The organism is Pseudoalteromonas sp. NZS71_1, assembly GCF_015864305.1.
GTDB classification, from domain to species: Bacteria; Pseudomonadota; Gammaproteobacteria; order Enterobacterales; family Alteromonadaceae; genus Pseudoalteromonas; species Pseudoalteromonas arctica.
This window is the reverse complement of the sequence record NZ_JADYXM010000014.1, coordinates 58,342-72,088: the sequence shown is the minus strand read 5'-3', so window position 1 is coordinate 72,088 and position 13,747 is coordinate 58,342. Positions and strand designations below refer to the sequence as shown.

11 protein-coding genes and 1 pseudogene are annotated in these 13,747 nt (G+C 38.6%); 6 read left to right on the top strand and 6 right to left on the bottom strand.

Annotated elements, in window-relative coordinates:
- The first annotated feature begins 4 nt into the window (after positions 1 to 4).
- The 3 genes from I6F43_RS16745 (at position 5) to adk (ending at position 3,595) form a co-directional block, all read left to right on the top strand.
- Positions 5 to 730 (top strand): RluA family pseudouridine synthase, encoded by a 726-nt coding sequence (locus I6F43_RS16745; RefSeq protein WP_197103262.1) that lies wholly within the window; start codon positions 5 to 7, stop codon positions 728 to 730.
- A gap of 118 nt (positions 731 to 848) precedes the next feature.
- On the top strand, positions 849 to 2,762 hold the full coding sequence (gene htpG, locus I6F43_RS16740; protein WP_024592695.1) for a molecular chaperone HtpG: 1,914 nt from the start codon (positions 849 to 851) through the stop codon (positions 2,760 to 2,762).
- Positions 2,763 to 2,950: 188 nt separating this feature from the next.
- On the top strand, positions 2,951 to 3,595 hold the full coding sequence (gene adk / locus I6F43_RS16735) for an adenylate kinase (RefSeq protein WP_010553395.1): 645 nt from the start codon (positions 2,951 to 2,953) through the stop codon (positions 3,593 to 3,595).
- Positions 3,596 to 3,683: 88 nt separating this feature from the next.
- Here the strand turns inward: adk and tpx are convergent, their stop codons facing one another.
- A complete protein-coding gene (gene tpx, locus I6F43_RS16730; RefSeq protein WP_007584075.1) occupies positions 3,684 to 4,265 on the bottom strand; it encodes a thiol peroxidase in 582 nt (193 codons plus the stop codon).
- Between the two features lie 233 nt (positions 4,266 to 4,498).
- Here tpx and I6F43_RS16725 point away from each other — a divergent pair, with 233 nt between their 5' ends.
- Complete coding sequence (locus I6F43_RS16725) at positions 4,499 to 5,503, top strand: response regulator (RefSeq protein WP_007584074.1); 1,005 nt, start codon at positions 4,499 to 4,501, stop codon at positions 5,501 to 5,503.
- 3 nt (positions 5,504 to 5,506) lie between these two features.
- Positions 5,507 to 6,478 carry a sensor domain-containing diguanylate cyclase gene (locus I6F43_RS16720; RefSeq protein WP_024592692.1) on the top strand — a complete coding sequence of 324 codons (972 nt, stop codon included), beginning with the start codon at positions 5,507 to 5,509 and terminating at the stop codon, positions 6,476 to 6,478.
- 98 nt (positions 6,479 to 6,576) lie between these two features.
- On the opposite strand, the gene I6F43_RS16715 is transcribed toward I6F43_RS16720, so the two are convergent.
- The 4 genes from I6F43_RS16715 to I6F43_RS16700 all read right to left on the bottom strand — a co-directional run bounded on the left by I6F43_RS16715 (position 6,577) and on the right by I6F43_RS16700 (position 12,140).
- Positions 6,577 to 8,091, bottom strand: coding sequence for a SpoVR family protein (locus I6F43_RS16715; RefSeq protein ID WP_197103261.1), 1,515 nt, complete (start codon positions 8,089 to 8,091; stop codon positions 6,577 to 6,579).
- Positions 8,092 to 8,110: 19 nt separating this feature from the next.
- Entirely contained in the window at positions 8,111 to 9,394 is a 1,284-nt protein-coding gene (locus I6F43_RS16710; RefSeq protein WP_197103260.1) for a YeaH/YhbH family protein, read from the bottom strand.
- 31 nt (positions 9,395 to 9,425) lie between these two features.
- Complete coding sequence (locus tag I6F43_RS16705; RefSeq protein ID WP_165722493.1) at positions 9,426 to 11,348, bottom strand: PrkA family serine protein kinase; 1,923 nt, start codon at positions 11,346 to 11,348, stop codon at positions 9,426 to 9,428.
- Between the two features lie 210 nt (positions 11,349 to 11,558).
- Complete coding sequence (locus tag I6F43_RS16700; RefSeq protein WP_197103258.1) at positions 11,559 to 12,140, bottom strand: superoxide dismutase; 582 nt, start codon at positions 12,138 to 12,140, stop codon at positions 11,559 to 11,561.
- A gap of 266 nt (positions 12,141 to 12,406) precedes the next feature.
- Here I6F43_RS16700 and I6F43_RS16695 point away from each other — a divergent pair, with 266 nt between their 5' ends.
- A complete protein-coding gene (locus I6F43_RS16695) occupies positions 12,407 to 12,745 on the top strand; it encodes a Grx4 family monothiol glutaredoxin (RefSeq protein WP_004335359.1) in 339 nt (112 codons plus the stop codon).
- Between the two features lie 90 nt (positions 12,746 to 12,835).
- Here I6F43_RS16695 and I6F43_RS16690 read toward each other — a convergent pair.
- Positions 12,836 to 13,114: pseudogene (locus tag I6F43_RS16690) on the bottom strand (ATP-binding protein); the annotation flags it as partial.
- Between the last annotated feature and the right edge of the window lie 633 nt (positions 13,115 to 13,747).

The window sequence follows — 13,747 nt, the reverse complement described above, 5'->3', positions numbered from 1 at the left end:
TTTAATGGCTAACTCAATATTGGATACACCAGTAGAGTCACAAATGATTGTTGATGACTTTGTAGCGCCTAAGTGCGACGGGTTTATTGAAATATTATATCAAGATGATGATATTTTACTGATCAATAAACCCAGTGGGTTATTAAGTTTGTCTGGTAAGAATCCGCTTAACTGGGACTCAGTACATTACCGTTTAGTACATGGTCAAAAAGGGTTAACAGCCGCATTTGCTGAGGCTAAGTTACCGCATCGGTTAGATTTGGGTACATCGGGCATTATGATTGTTGGATTAAACGCCAAAGCATCAAAGCATCTTAATAAACAGTTTCAGGCGCGTACTATTCAAAAGCGTTATGTAGCCATGTTAGAGGGTAGCTTAGCTGTTGATGAAGGGCAAATTACTGCGCCAATAGCAAAAGATAAACTGCTTTTTCCGCGAGTTAAAATTTGCCAAACGATGGGCAAAGTAGCGGTGAGTGAATACAGTGTGCTTGAGCGGCTTAAACAACCGTGCAGAACCTTAGTGCAATTTACGCCCGTTACCGGACGTACCCATCAATTACGAATACACAGCCAGTTTATAGGGCACCCAATTTTAGGCTGTGATTTATATAAAAGTGCGCAAAGTGAGTACATGGCAGGACGCTTACAATTACATGCCAGCGATTTATATTTTGAACATCCAACAACAGGTGAAAAGATTCATATTAATTGTCCGCACCCATTTTAGATAAACGAGATATTCTATTTTTTCGTTTCACCTTTTTTTGATTTTTCCCTTGAAGTTCTTACACCTCACCCCATATTAAGTGCATAACGCAGACACTTTGCAAATTGGAGATATATAAATGACTGCAGCACAAAAAGAAACATTAGGCTTTCAAACAGAAGTAAAACAATTATTAAACTTAATGATTCATTCTCTTTATTCTAATAAAGAAATATTTTTACGCGAACTTGTGTCAAACGCATCAGATGCGGCAGACAAGTTACGCTTTTTAGCGCTATCTCAAGGCGACCTTTACCAAGGTGATGCCGATTTACGTGTTCGTATTAGCGCAGATAAAGAAGCAAATACAATTACCATTTCTGATAATGGTATTGGTATGACACGTGATGAAGTAATAAGCTCATTGGGTACTATTGCAAAGTCGGGTACTGCTGAGTTTTTCAAAAACTTAACGGGTGATCAAAGTAAAGATTCACAATTAATTGGTCAATTTGGTGTTGGTTTTTACTCAGCATTTATTGTTGCTGATTTAGTAACTGTTCGTACACGTAAAGCCGGTGAAACAACCGCTTACGAGTGGGAATCTCAAGGTGAAGGCGAATACACGCTTCAAGAAATTGAAAAAGAAGGTCGTGGTACCGACATTATTTTACATCTTCGTGATGAAGAAAAAGAATTTGCTGACGATTACCGCTTACGTGGCATTGTTACAAAATACTCAGACCATATTTCAACACCTGTACAAATGTTTAAAGCAGAAGTACCAGAGTCTGAAGGCGAAGACGGCGAAAAAATTCCAGCAGTACCAGGTGAGTGGGAAAGCATTAACCGTGCAACTGCATTGTGGACGCGTGATAAGTCAGAGCTTTCTGATGAAGAATACAAAGAGTTTTACAAGCACGTAAGCCACGACTGGGAAGATCCACTTAGCTGGGCACATAATAAGGTTGAGGGTAAAACTGAATACACGAGCCTTTTATACATCCCTAAAAAAGCACCTTTCGATTTATGGAACCGTGAACGTCAAAGTGGCTTAAAGCTTTACGTACAACGTGTATTTGTAATGGATGATGCTGAGCAGTTCATGCCAAGCTACCTTCGCTTTGTAAAAGGGTTACTAGATTCAAACGATTTACCTCTAAACGTATCTCGTGAAATTCTACAAGACAACAAAGTAACGCAAGCTATTCGTAAAGGGTGTACATCGCGCATTATTAAAATGCTTGAGCGTATGGCTAAAAACAAAGCTGACGATTACCAAGTATTTTGGAATGAGTTTGGCCAAGTAATGAAAGAAGGCCCAGCTGAAGATGCGGCAAATAAAGAAGCCGTATGTAAGCTACTACGTTTTTCGTCTACTCATACCGATTCAGAAACGCAAGATGTGTCGCTTGAGCAATATGTTGAACGTATGAACGAAGACCAAGACAAAATTTACTATGTAGTAGCTGATACATTTACTTCTGCGAAAAATTCTCCTCATTTAGAGATTTTCCGCAAAAAAGGGATTGAAGTATTGTTACTAAGTGACCGTGTTGACGAGTGGATGATGAGCCACTTAACTGAATTTGCTGATAAGCAGCTACAGTCAATCACACGTGGTGATTTAGATTTAGGTAAGCTGGACGACGAAGAAACTAAAAAAGCACAAGAAGAGTCTGAAAAAGAAATGGCAGGCCTTGTTGAGCGTATTAAAACAGCACTAGGTGATGACGTTAAAGAAGTGCGCTTTACGCACCGCTTAACAGATTCTCCAGCATGTGTTGTAAGCGACGACAACGACATGAGCTCACAAATGCAAAAGCTAATGGAATCTGTTGGTCAAGCAGCCCCTGAAGCAAAGCCTGTGTTTGAGCTAAACCCAGAGCATCAACTTGTTAAGCATTTGAATGACGAACAAGATGAAGATAAATTTTCACAGTGGTCACATGTTTTATTAGACCAAGCATTACTTGCAGAGCGCGGTACACTTAAAGATCCAACAGGATTTGTTACTCGCCTAAACAAACTAATGCTTGAACTAAGCAAGTAGTCAGTTAACTATTTAGTTAATAAAAGTATAAATTATATACTTTAAATAAAAGGGAACGTATGTTCCCTTTTTTAATGCGCTGTAAATACATCAACAACTCATCAATTAGTATAAGTTGCTTGAGTATCGGCGGCGCTTGTGGAAGAATTCAGGCTTTAAAATAAATATCCATACTAGGGGACAATAATATGCGCATTATTCTTTTGGGCGCGCCGGGTGCAGGTAAAGGTACTCAAGCTCAGTTTTTAATGGACAAATACGGTATTCCACAAATTTCTACTGGCGACATGTTACGTGCAGCAATTAAAGAGGGCACGCCATTAGGCTTAGAAGCAAAAAAAGTAATGGATGCTGGTCAACTAATTTCTGACGATATTATTATTGGTTTAGTAAAAGAGCGTATTACTAAAGCTGATTGTGAGAAAGGTTTTTTACTTGATGGCTTCCCACGCACAATTCCTCAAGCTGATGCGATGAAAGAAAATGGCGTAGTGGTTGATCACGTTATTGAATTTGACGTGGCTGACGAAGTGATTGTTGAACGTATGGGCGGACGTCGCGTTCATCCTGGTTCTGGTCGTGTTTACCATATTGTATATAATCCACCAAAAGTGGAAGGTAAAGACAACGAAACTGGGGAAGACTTAATTGTTCGCGCTGATGATACTGAAGAAACAGTACGTAAACGTTTAGGTATTTATCACGAGCAAACTATGCCATTAGTTGATTACTACCAAGCAGAAGCTGCTGCTGGTAATACTCAATACCACAAACTAGATGGTACACAAGCTGTTGAAGCTGTAAGTTCACAACTTGGTGAGCTTTTAGGTTAATTATAAAAGCACATTAAAAAACCGCCAATTGGCGGTTTTTTGTTTTAAGGTTGTTTAGCATTGCTTAATCAGTGCTATTTAATCGGCTTTAAAGCGTTTTAAGTTTCTCAATTACGCTGTTGTATTCTGGTTCAGTTGAAAGGCTACTAACTAATTGTTTATAAATGACGTTATGTCTTTCATCTAAAATAAATACCGTTCGCGTTAATAAGCCCATATCTTTAATAATCAATCCGTATTTTTGGCCAAAATCGCGCCAAACAGAATCTGATAACGTAGTGATTTTATCGATATTTTCAGCTTTGCAAAAACGCTTTTGAGCAAATGGTAAATCAGCACTAATTGTTAGCATTACAACACTTGGAAATTGCGAGGCTACTTTTTCATTAAAATGCTTAGTTTGCAGGCTACAAATACCTGTATCAAGACTTGGCACTACACTTATCAATACAGCTTGGCCTTTGTAATCCTCAAGCGTTACAGGGATGAAGTTGTCATCAACTACTTTGAAATTTGGCGCGCTATCTCCAACAGAGATCCCTTTGCCTAATAAAGTGACTGGTTTGCCTTGTGCAGATACTTTTCCTATGTCTAGCGTGTTTTCTGGGTAATCGGCTGCAATAGCCACAGAGCAAAATGCGCTCAAAGCAAAGGTAAGTGAACGTAACATAAGGTATTTCCTTTTAAATTAACGCAATGGGCGTCAGTGTATTATACTGCGCTATAGTAACCAAGAGATTATACCGCCCTAATGAAGTTGGGATTAGTTCTGCAATATAAAAATTGTAACTGTGCTAAACTTTGATTAACATGAAGTTACAAAATATATCTTCAATAATAAAAATAAAAACCATCATAAAATGATTTTAATGCTCATTACTGGTTTAGAAACAGAGAGATAATATGTCAACATCGGTACTAATATGTGATGACTCAAAATTAGCTAGGCGTCAGCTAGCTCGTTCATTACCTGAAGATTGGGATATTAAAGTTGAATTTGCACTCGACGGCGTTGATTGCATAAAGCAAATAAAGTTAATTGAACCAGAAATACTTTTTCTCGATTTAAACATGCCTGAAATGGATGGGTATGAAGTATTAATCGCTATGAAAGAACAGGGGCTAAACATACTCACTGTTGTTGTCTCTGGTGATATACAGCCAAGTGCACATCAAAGAGTGCTTGAACTGGGTGCTATCGATTTCATTCAAAAACCATGTTCCCCCGAAAAACTAGCCAGCATAATTGAACACCATGGGATTAAAGATAAAGCCATGCGTGAGCGTCTCTCTCATTCGCTTGGAGAGCAAGTCGACCCTGATGTTCGGGATATATACCAAGAACTCACTAACGTTGCTATGGGACAGGCTGGGGATTTACTTGCACGTCTTCTTAATGTGTTTGTAGAGCTACCAATTCCTAATGTGAATATTTTGGAAGTTAATGAACTCGATATGGCGCTGCAGTCTATAGATAATAATGCAGCTACATCGGGTGTGTGCCAGGGCTTTATTGGCGGTGGCATTTCGGGCGAGGCGCTATTACTTTTAAATGATTCAAGCTTTAAAGAAATAGCTTCTTTGATGAATTATGACGGCGAGTTAAACGATAAAATTGAACTTGAGCTGCTTATGGATATTAGTAATATTTTGATAGGTGCTATTTTAACGGGTCTTTCAAAACAGCTCGATATGTCATTTAGCCAAGGGCACCCAATAGTACTTGGCCAACACAGAGATGTGTCTGAGCTGGTTAAATCAAACAAGTCACGTTGGCAACGCACCCTTGCTATAGAGATTAGTTACGGTATTGAAAACCATGATATAAATTGCGACCTCATGCTGTTATTTACTGAAGATTCACTTAAAACTTTGAAGTATAAAGTTGCTTACCTATTAGAAGATTAAGTTATGGCTGCAGATTTAGAAATGAATGAGATCCATTGGCTTATGGATATGTTTAATACCGTTGATGTAGGCCTTGTAGTACTTGATAGAGATTATAAGGTGTGTGTATGGAATGGTTTTATGGAAAACCATTCAGGGCTTCTACCAAGCGCAGTAAAAGATAAAGACCTATTTGATTTATTTCCAGCAATAGACGAAAAATGGTTTAGAAGTAAATCAGAATCGGTTTTTGTTTTAAAAAACCGCTCTTTTACGATTTGGGAGCAGCAGCCATACATTTTTAGGTTTAAAAATTATCGACCTATTACTGGTAAAGCTGATTACATGTATCAAAATGCGACATTTATCCCTCTTACAAATACGATGGGCGAAGTTAGCCATATTTGTATTATTTTGTATGATGTAACAGATGTCGCGGTAAATAAAAAAGAGCTTGAAGAGTTAAACAAAAAATTAGAACAAGTAAGTCAAACAGATAGCTTAACGCAGCTTGCAAACCGTGGACACTGGGAAGGTACGCTACGCCAAGAGTTTTTGAGAGTTAAGCGAAGTGGTGGCTGTAGTACATTATTAATGTTTGATATTGACCACTTTAAAAAAATAAATGATGAATATGGCCATAGCTGTGGTGATGAATCGCTTCGTCATCTATCTAACTTACTACGTACGACGCTGCGCGAAACTGATGTTGCAGGGCGTTATGGCGGTGAAGAGTTTGCAGTAACATTACTTGATACAGATAAAGAAGGCGCTTTTGTATTTGCTGAGCGTTTAAGGGTATTGATTGAAACTAACCCTGTTAAGTATAAACACTTTGAAATAACAATGACGGTAAGTATAGGGCTGGCTGGTAGCAGTAATGATTTTAAAAATCATGAGCGCTGGATAGAGGCTGCAGATAAAGCACTGTACCAATCTAAAAATACAGGGCGAAATAAAGTAATAGCCTACGAAGATATAAAAAATGACGCTTAAGCGTCATTTTTTATATCCAGAATTTAGGGTTAAATAATACCGTGTTTTTATAACCTGCTGAGCAAACCCAATCAGTATGAAAATTTTATTGCTCTTCATTATTGTGTTGTGTGTCTAGAGTCATCTATTGGGCATTGACCAATCATTGAAACCTCACCAGAATTTGACTCTTGCTCTAGTTTTACTTTAAAGCCCCATAATCTGTAAAGATGCTTAAGTACTTCCTCGTGCGAGTTTGCTAAAGGAATGTTGTTATGAGGTACGTAGCGTAGGGTTAGTGAACGGTCACCTCTAATATCAACGTCATATACTTGAATGTTGGGTTCATGATTACTCAAGTTGTACTGCGCTGAGAGCGCTTCTCTTACAGCTTTATAGCCGTTGTCGTTATGTATTGCGCCAATTTCTAAATGGGGATTATTAGTATGGTCAATAATAGTAAATAATTTAAAATCACGAATTAACTTAGGCGATAAAAACTGGCTAATAAAACTCTCATCTTTAAAGTTTTCCATTGCAAAATGCAGTGTATCTAGCCAATTACTGCCTGCATATTCAGGGAACCAACGTTTATCTTCTTCAGTTGGGTGTTCACATATTCTGCGAATATCAACCATCATATTAAAGCCTAAAGCATATGGGTTGATACCTGAATAATACTTACTGTTATAAGGTGGCTGATAAACTACGTTGGTATGGCTTTGTAAAAACTCTAACATGAAAGAGTCGGTGAGTTTTCCCTCATCATATAAGTGATTAAGGATGGTGTAATGCCAAAAAGTTGCCCAACCTTCGTTCATTACTTGAGTTTGCTTTTGTGGGTAAAAGTATTGCGAAATTTTACGAACAATACGTATAACTTCACGTTGCCAAGAGTCGAGTAATGGGGCATTTTTTTCAATAAAATACAAAATATTTTCTTGAGGTTCAGAAGGAAAATGGCGTACTTTCTTTTTGGTTTCTTGCTGTTGCTCAGGAATAGTCCGCCATAATTCATTTACTTGCGATTGAAGGTAGTCTTCACGCTCTTGTTGACGTTTTTGTTCTTCAAATAACGATATTTGTTGTGGACGTTTGTAGCGATCGACTCCGTAATTCATTAATGCATGACATGAGTCGAGTAGGGCTTCTACTTGTGTAATACCGTGCTTTTCTTCACAGCGGCTTATGTAGTTTTTAGCAAATACCAAGTAATCAATAATTGAACCTGCATCTGTCCAGGTTTTAAATAAGTAATTACCTTTAAAAAATGAGTTATGTCCGTAACATGCATGTGCCATTACAAGCGCTTGCATAGGTAGGGTGTTTTCTTCCATTAAGTACGCAATACAAGGGTCCGAATTTATCACTATTTCGTAAGCGAGACCCATTTGTCCGCGCTTATAATTTTGCTCTGTTTGGATGAATTTCTTACCGTAAGACCAATGACTGTAGCCAATAGGCATACCAACGCTTGAATAAGCATCCATCATTTGCTCTGCGGTTATCACTTCAATTTGATTAGGGTATGTGTCTAACCTGTAGTGAGCTGCAACACGGGCAATTTCACTTTGGTACTCATCTAATAAATCAAAGGTCCAATCTGGGCCATCACTCATTCGTTTATCATTCATAATGCTACCTCGCTTTAGGCTATGCAGAGTTTTGCTGCTGACGACCTTTTTTAAATAGCTCCCTAAAAATTGGGTAGATATCTTCAACGCTTTGAATATGCTGTATGGCGAAATTATTATGGCTGTGTGTTATGGATTCATATTCGCGCCATAGGCTTTGATGGGCACGAGTGGTTATTTCAATATAAGCAAAATAGCGTACTGCGCTTAAGAGCTTATTAAGTAAAATTTCACCACACTGCGGGGTGTCGTCCGCCCAGTTATCGCCATCAGAGGCTTGTGCGGCGTATACATTCCACTCGTTTGCGTGATAACGCTCTTTTATTATTTCGTTCATTAATTTAAGTGCGCTTGAAACAATAGTGCCGCCAGTTTCTTGAGAATAAAAAAACTCTTGCTCGTCTACTTCTTTTGCTTGTGTGTGGTGGCGAATATAAACAACGTCTATGTCTTTATAGCTGCGTGTTAAAAATTGATAGAGCAAAATATAAAACCGTTTTGCCATGTCTTTTGTTGGCTGATCCATTGAGCCTGACACATCCATAATACAAAACATCACCGCTTTGCTGGTGGGATGAGGGCGTTTTTCGTAATTACGAAAACGTAAATCGTAGTTATCAATAAATGGAACCGACTTAATTTGCACTTTTAATGCTGCAATTTCTTTTTGTAATAAAGCAATTGCTGCTTTATCGTTATGTGGACCAGCAAGCAGCAGAGCAAGTTGTTCTTCGAGCTCTTTTAAACGGCGTTTTTTACCTGCACTCATGGCAACACGCCGTGCAAGCGAGCCTTGTAATGAGCGGACAATATCAATATTGCTAGGTATACCATCACTACAAAACCCTGCGCGATGGGTTTTCATTTGCACTAACTTATCAAGCTGGTTTTCTTGTAAGTTGGGGAGCTCTAAATCTTCAAACAGTAAATCAAGGTATTCATCTTTTGATATTGAAAATACAAACTCATCTTGTCCTTCGCCCGAATCGCTGGCGTCACCTTCACCGGCACCGCCGCCTTGTCCGCCTTTAGGGCGCTCAATTTTATCACCTGTAGAAAATTGATCGTTGCCTGGGTGAATTTGTTCTCTATTCCCGCCTTGCCCTTGACGAAATGTAGGTTCGCTGATATCGCGCTGTGGAATAGAAATACTCTCACCAGAGCTTGAATCTGTAACGCTGCGCTTGTTAATCGCATCTGAAACCGCTTCTTTAATTTGCTTTTTATAGCGCCTAATAAAGCGCTGGCGATTAAGCGTACTTTTGTTTTTACCGTTTAAACGCCTATCTATAAAATGCGCCATATTGACCTCCTATATACTACGACTATGAAGGTTATTGCGATTTTCTAACCCGTAAATACCACTCAGAAAGCAAGCGAACTTGTTTTTGTGTATAGCCTTTTTCGACCATACGGTTCACAAAGTCTTCGTGCTTTTGCTGATCCTCTGCAGACGTTTTAGTATTAAACGAAATAACAGGGAGTAAATCTTCGGTATTAGAGAACATTTTTTTCTCAATCACCGTGCGTAGTTTTTCGTAGCTTGTCCATAGTGGGTTTTTACCGTTGTTATGCGCACGGGCACGCAATACAAAGTTCACTATTTCATTACGGAAATCTTTAGGGTTAGAAATACCTGCTGGCTTTTCTATTTTTTCAAGTTCGGCATTAAGTGCCTCGCGGTCAAATAGTTGTCCCGTATCAGGGTCGCGATATTCTTGGTCTTGTATCCAAAAGTCTGCATAAATAACATAACGGTCAAAAATGTTTTGTCCGTATTCTGAATACGATTCTAAATAAGCGGTTTGCAGTTCTTTACCTATAAACTCTACATATTGCGGAATTAAATAGCCTTTTAGAAAGCTTAAATAACGCTCTTCTATTTCGCTTGAAAATTGTTCGCGCTCTATTTGTTGCTCAAGTACATAAAATAAGTGCACTGGGTTTGCGGCAACCTCTGTGGTATCAAAGTTAAACACGCGGGATAAAATTTTAAACGCAAAGCGAGTAGAGAGCCCCGTCATACCTTCATCAACACCTGCGTAATCACGATACTCTTGATACGATTTTGCTTTAGGGTCGGTGTCTTTTAGAGTTTCGCCATCGTATACCCGCATTTTAGAATAAATACTTGAATTTTCTGGCTCTTTTAAACGTGATAGCGTCGTAAATTGCGCCAATGTTTTAAGTGTACCCGGCGCGCATGGCGCGTTGTATAGCTCGCTGTGCTCAAGTAATTTGTCGTAAATTTTAATTTCTTCAGTTACACGTAAGCAGTAAGGTACTTTTACAATATAAACACGGTCTAAAAATGCTTCGTTGTTTTTATTGTTTTTAAAGGTTTGCCACTCAGACTCATTAGAGTGAGCGAGGATCATGCCATTAAAAGGCAGAGCACTAATGCCTTCTGTGCCGTTATAGTTACCTTCTTGGGTTGCGGTAAGTAAAGGATGCAGCACTTTAATAGGCGCTTTAAACATTTCTACAAATTCCATCAGCCCTTGGTTAGCTAAACATAAAGAGCCAGAGTAGGCGTATGCATCAGGATCGTTTTGAGCAAAGTGCTCAAGCTGGCGAATATCGACCTTACCCACTAGCGCCGAAATATCTTGGTTGTTTTCATCTCCAGGTTCGGTTTTGGCAATGCCTATTTGGTTTAAAATTGAGGGGTAGCGCTTAACCACTCTAAACTGGCTAATATCACCATTGAATTCTTTTAAGCGTTTGCCAGCCCAAGGGGACATAATGGTTTTTAAGTAGCGCGGTTTAATACCGTATTCTTGCTTAAGTACCTCGGCGTCCTCTATTGGGTCAAATAATGCAAGAGGATGGTCGTTTACCGGAGAGCCTTTAATTGAATAAATAGGCACTTGCTGCATTAAATATTTTAGTTTTTCGGCAATGGATGATTTACCCCCACCAACAGGTCCAAGTAAATAAAGCACTTGTTTGCATTCTTCAAGCCCTTGGGCGGCGTGTTTTAAATAAGAGACTATTTGCTCAATGGCGTCTTCCATACCATAAAAATCAGCAAAGGCAGGGTAGCGCGCAACTACTCTATTAGAAAATAACCGGCTTAGTCGTGCATCCGTTGCGGTATCTACCATGTTTGGTTCGCCAATTGCCATGAGTAGGCGTTCTGGTGCGCTGGCGTAGGCAGACTTATCGGTTTTACAAATCTCAAGAAATTCAGCGATACTGTATTCTTCTTCCTGTGCCGCTTCGTATCGTGCTTGGTAATGCTCAAAAATCGTCATAATAACCTCCGAAACCCGCTGTAAAAAGGTGCTTACATTTTAAAGTCTAGTCACGAATTTGTATTTTTGTGCAATAAAATTAAAAATTTAAGTGAAAAAAGATCATGTTACTAAAAGTGTTTTATTAAATGATGAGGCGCTTAGGTGTGATAAACAAGAAACAAAAAAAGACGCCTAAGCGTCTTTTTTACATTAGCGTTTAAAGGCTAATTAAGCGAGGTTAGCGTTCGCGAATTCCCAGTTAACAAGCGACCAAAAACCTTTAAGGTAATCTGGACGAACGTTACGGTAATCAATGTAGTAAGCGTGTTCCCATAAATCCACTGTAAGGATTGGAGTAACGCCATCATCAGTTAATGGTGTAGCAGCGTTAGATGTATTAACGATGTCTAGTGAACCATCAGCAAGCTTAACTAACCACGTCCAGCTTGAACCAAAGTTATTTACTGCTTTGTCATTTAATGCATCTTTAAACGCATCAAAAGAACCCCATTTGGCGTTGATTGCATCAGCAACTGCGCCAGTAGGCTCGCCGCCGCCGTTTGGAGATAAGCTGTTCCAGTAAAAAGTATGGTTCCAGATTTGTGCTGCGTTGTTAAATACGCCGCCTTCTGATGAACATACGATCTCTTCTAGAGATTTGTTTTCAAACTCAGTACCAGGGATTAAACCATTAAGCTTAACCACGTAAGTGTTGTGGTGTTTGCCATGGTGAAACTCTAGTGTTTCTTTTGAAATATGTGGCTCAAGTGCGTCGATTGCATATGGTAGTGACGGTAGTTCAAATGCCATTTTTTTATCTCCATCTTCTTTGGTTGATAGTCCATTTGGTAATACGTAATGTCTGTTGAAACAGAGCAGTTACCTATACCAAGCGGTAATATAGTGTTACTATAATTGTTGAGTATTTTACTCAAGTTTAAGCAAACAGCAATGCTATTGCGAAAGACTATTTCAATTGCGGCTTTATTTGCCCATATTAAGTTATATATTTGTGGTCACGATGAGTTATTTTCAAGACCTAAATATATTTAGCTATCGTTACTTTGAGGTTGTAGATGGAAACCATTGATAAAATTAAACAGCAAATTTCAGAAAACCCAATAATCCTTTTCATGAAAGGGTCACCAAAATTACCTAATTGTGGTTTTTCTTCACAAGCATCGCAAGCGTTAATGTCATGTGGTGAACCATTTGCATACGTTGATATTTTACTTAACCCAGACATTCGTGCTGAGCTTCCAGCATACGCAAATTGGCCAACATTCCCACAACTTTGGGTAGATGGCGAGTTAGTTGGTGGTTGTGACATTATTATCGAAATGTTTCAACGCGGTGAATTACAACCGTTAATTACAGAAACTGCTGCTAAATATAAAGAAGCTGACGCAGAGTAATTTTATTACTCAACCTGCTATCAGGTTATTAAGCTCTTTAAACACAAAGCCACTTTTTAAGTGGCTTTGTTGTTTTTAATTTTTGTGAATTTACGAATAAGGAAGGCTCACTTGTACGTTTAAGCCGCCCTCTATTTTGTTATGTAAACTTATATGCCCCTGGTGCGCTTCTGCTATTTCTCTGCATAAGGCTAGCCCTAAACCACTCCCCGTACTTTTTGTAGAATAAAAGGGCACTAAAGCATTTGCCATTACTTGCTCGCTCATTCCTTTGCCACAGTCGCTCACATTTATAACACAAGCTTGGGGTACAAATTCGACCTGAATATGTATTTCATTGGCGTTGGAGCCTGACTCGTGTGAATTTTTATTTCGTAGCTGATAATTCGTATTACTTTTTTCTATATAAGTAGAGACTCCTGTTGCTTTAATTCATTTATCAACTCAGAACTTTATAATAGGGCAAGCGTATTGCCAGACTTTACGTTTAAATTTGTAACTCCCTTCTGGGCTATATATTTTAGGCGTTTTGCTTTCTAGACTTTAAAGTTTATGCCTACATCGGACATAGTTTTAAATAAAAATTCACTATTAACTTACAAAAAATGACATGAACTTTCATAACTATACTAATGAGCAGCAATAATCGGGGATGTTAAGCCATTAAAGTAATGAAATAGCATAAAACTATCTAAATGTTAACTGAATAGCCCCTCTAGCGCTGAATACTTATTCACTTTCGGTTGTCTTTACGTTTACGTAAGCTGGCACACTGAGGGCTCGTGTTTTTTACAATATGTTAAACTTGACACCAGTGTCATGAAAAAATAGTGGTTAAAATAACGCTAAATGTTAAAAATAATGATAAAAAGAAATCTTGCTATGAAGTGAGAAATATTCAAGAATGTGAATATGTATTCAAAGTGCTATTGACTCTATTTAAGATAGAGGCTAGTTTTGTCCGTCTGTTAGCAAATCGTCGAGCAGTTCATCCACGCTAAC

Coding starts and splice junctions, on each gene's coding strand:
- I6F43_RS16745 (WP_197103262.1), top strand. CDS start 5: ATGGCTAACTCAATATTGGATACACCAGTAGAGTCACAAATGATTGTT.
- htpG (WP_024592695.1), top strand. CDS start 849: ATGACTGCAGCACAAAAAGAAACATTAGGCTTTCAAACAGAAGTAAAA.
- adk (WP_010553395.1), top strand. CDS start 2,951: ATGCGCATTATTCTTTTGGGCGCGCCGGGTGCAGGTAAAGGTACTCAA.
- tpx (WP_007584075.1), bottom strand. CDS start 4,265: ATGTTACGTTCACTTACCTTTGCTTTGAGCGCATTTTGCTCTGTGGCT.
- I6F43_RS16725 (WP_007584074.1), top strand. CDS start 4,499: ATGTCAACATCGGTACTAATATGTGATGACTCAAAATTAGCTAGGCGT.
- I6F43_RS16720 (WP_024592692.1), top strand. CDS start 5,507: ATGGCTGCAGATTTAGAAATGAATGAGATCCATTGGCTTATGGATATG.
- I6F43_RS16715 (WP_197103261.1), bottom strand. CDS start 8,091: ATGAATGATAAACGAATGAGTGATGGCCCAGATTGGACCTTTGATTTA.
- I6F43_RS16710 (WP_197103260.1), bottom strand. CDS start 9,394: ATGGCGCATTTTATAGATAGGCGTTTAAACGGTAAAAACAAAAGTACG.
- I6F43_RS16705 (WP_165722493.1), bottom strand. CDS start 11,348: ATGACGATTTTTGAGCATTACCAAGCACGATACGAAGCGGCACAGGAA.
- I6F43_RS16700 (WP_197103258.1), bottom strand. CDS start 12,140: ATGGCATTTGAACTACCGTCACTACCATATGCAATCGACGCACTTGAG.
- I6F43_RS16695 (WP_004335359.1), top strand. CDS start 12,407: ATGGAAACCATTGATAAAATTAAACAGCAAATTTCAGAAAACCCAATA.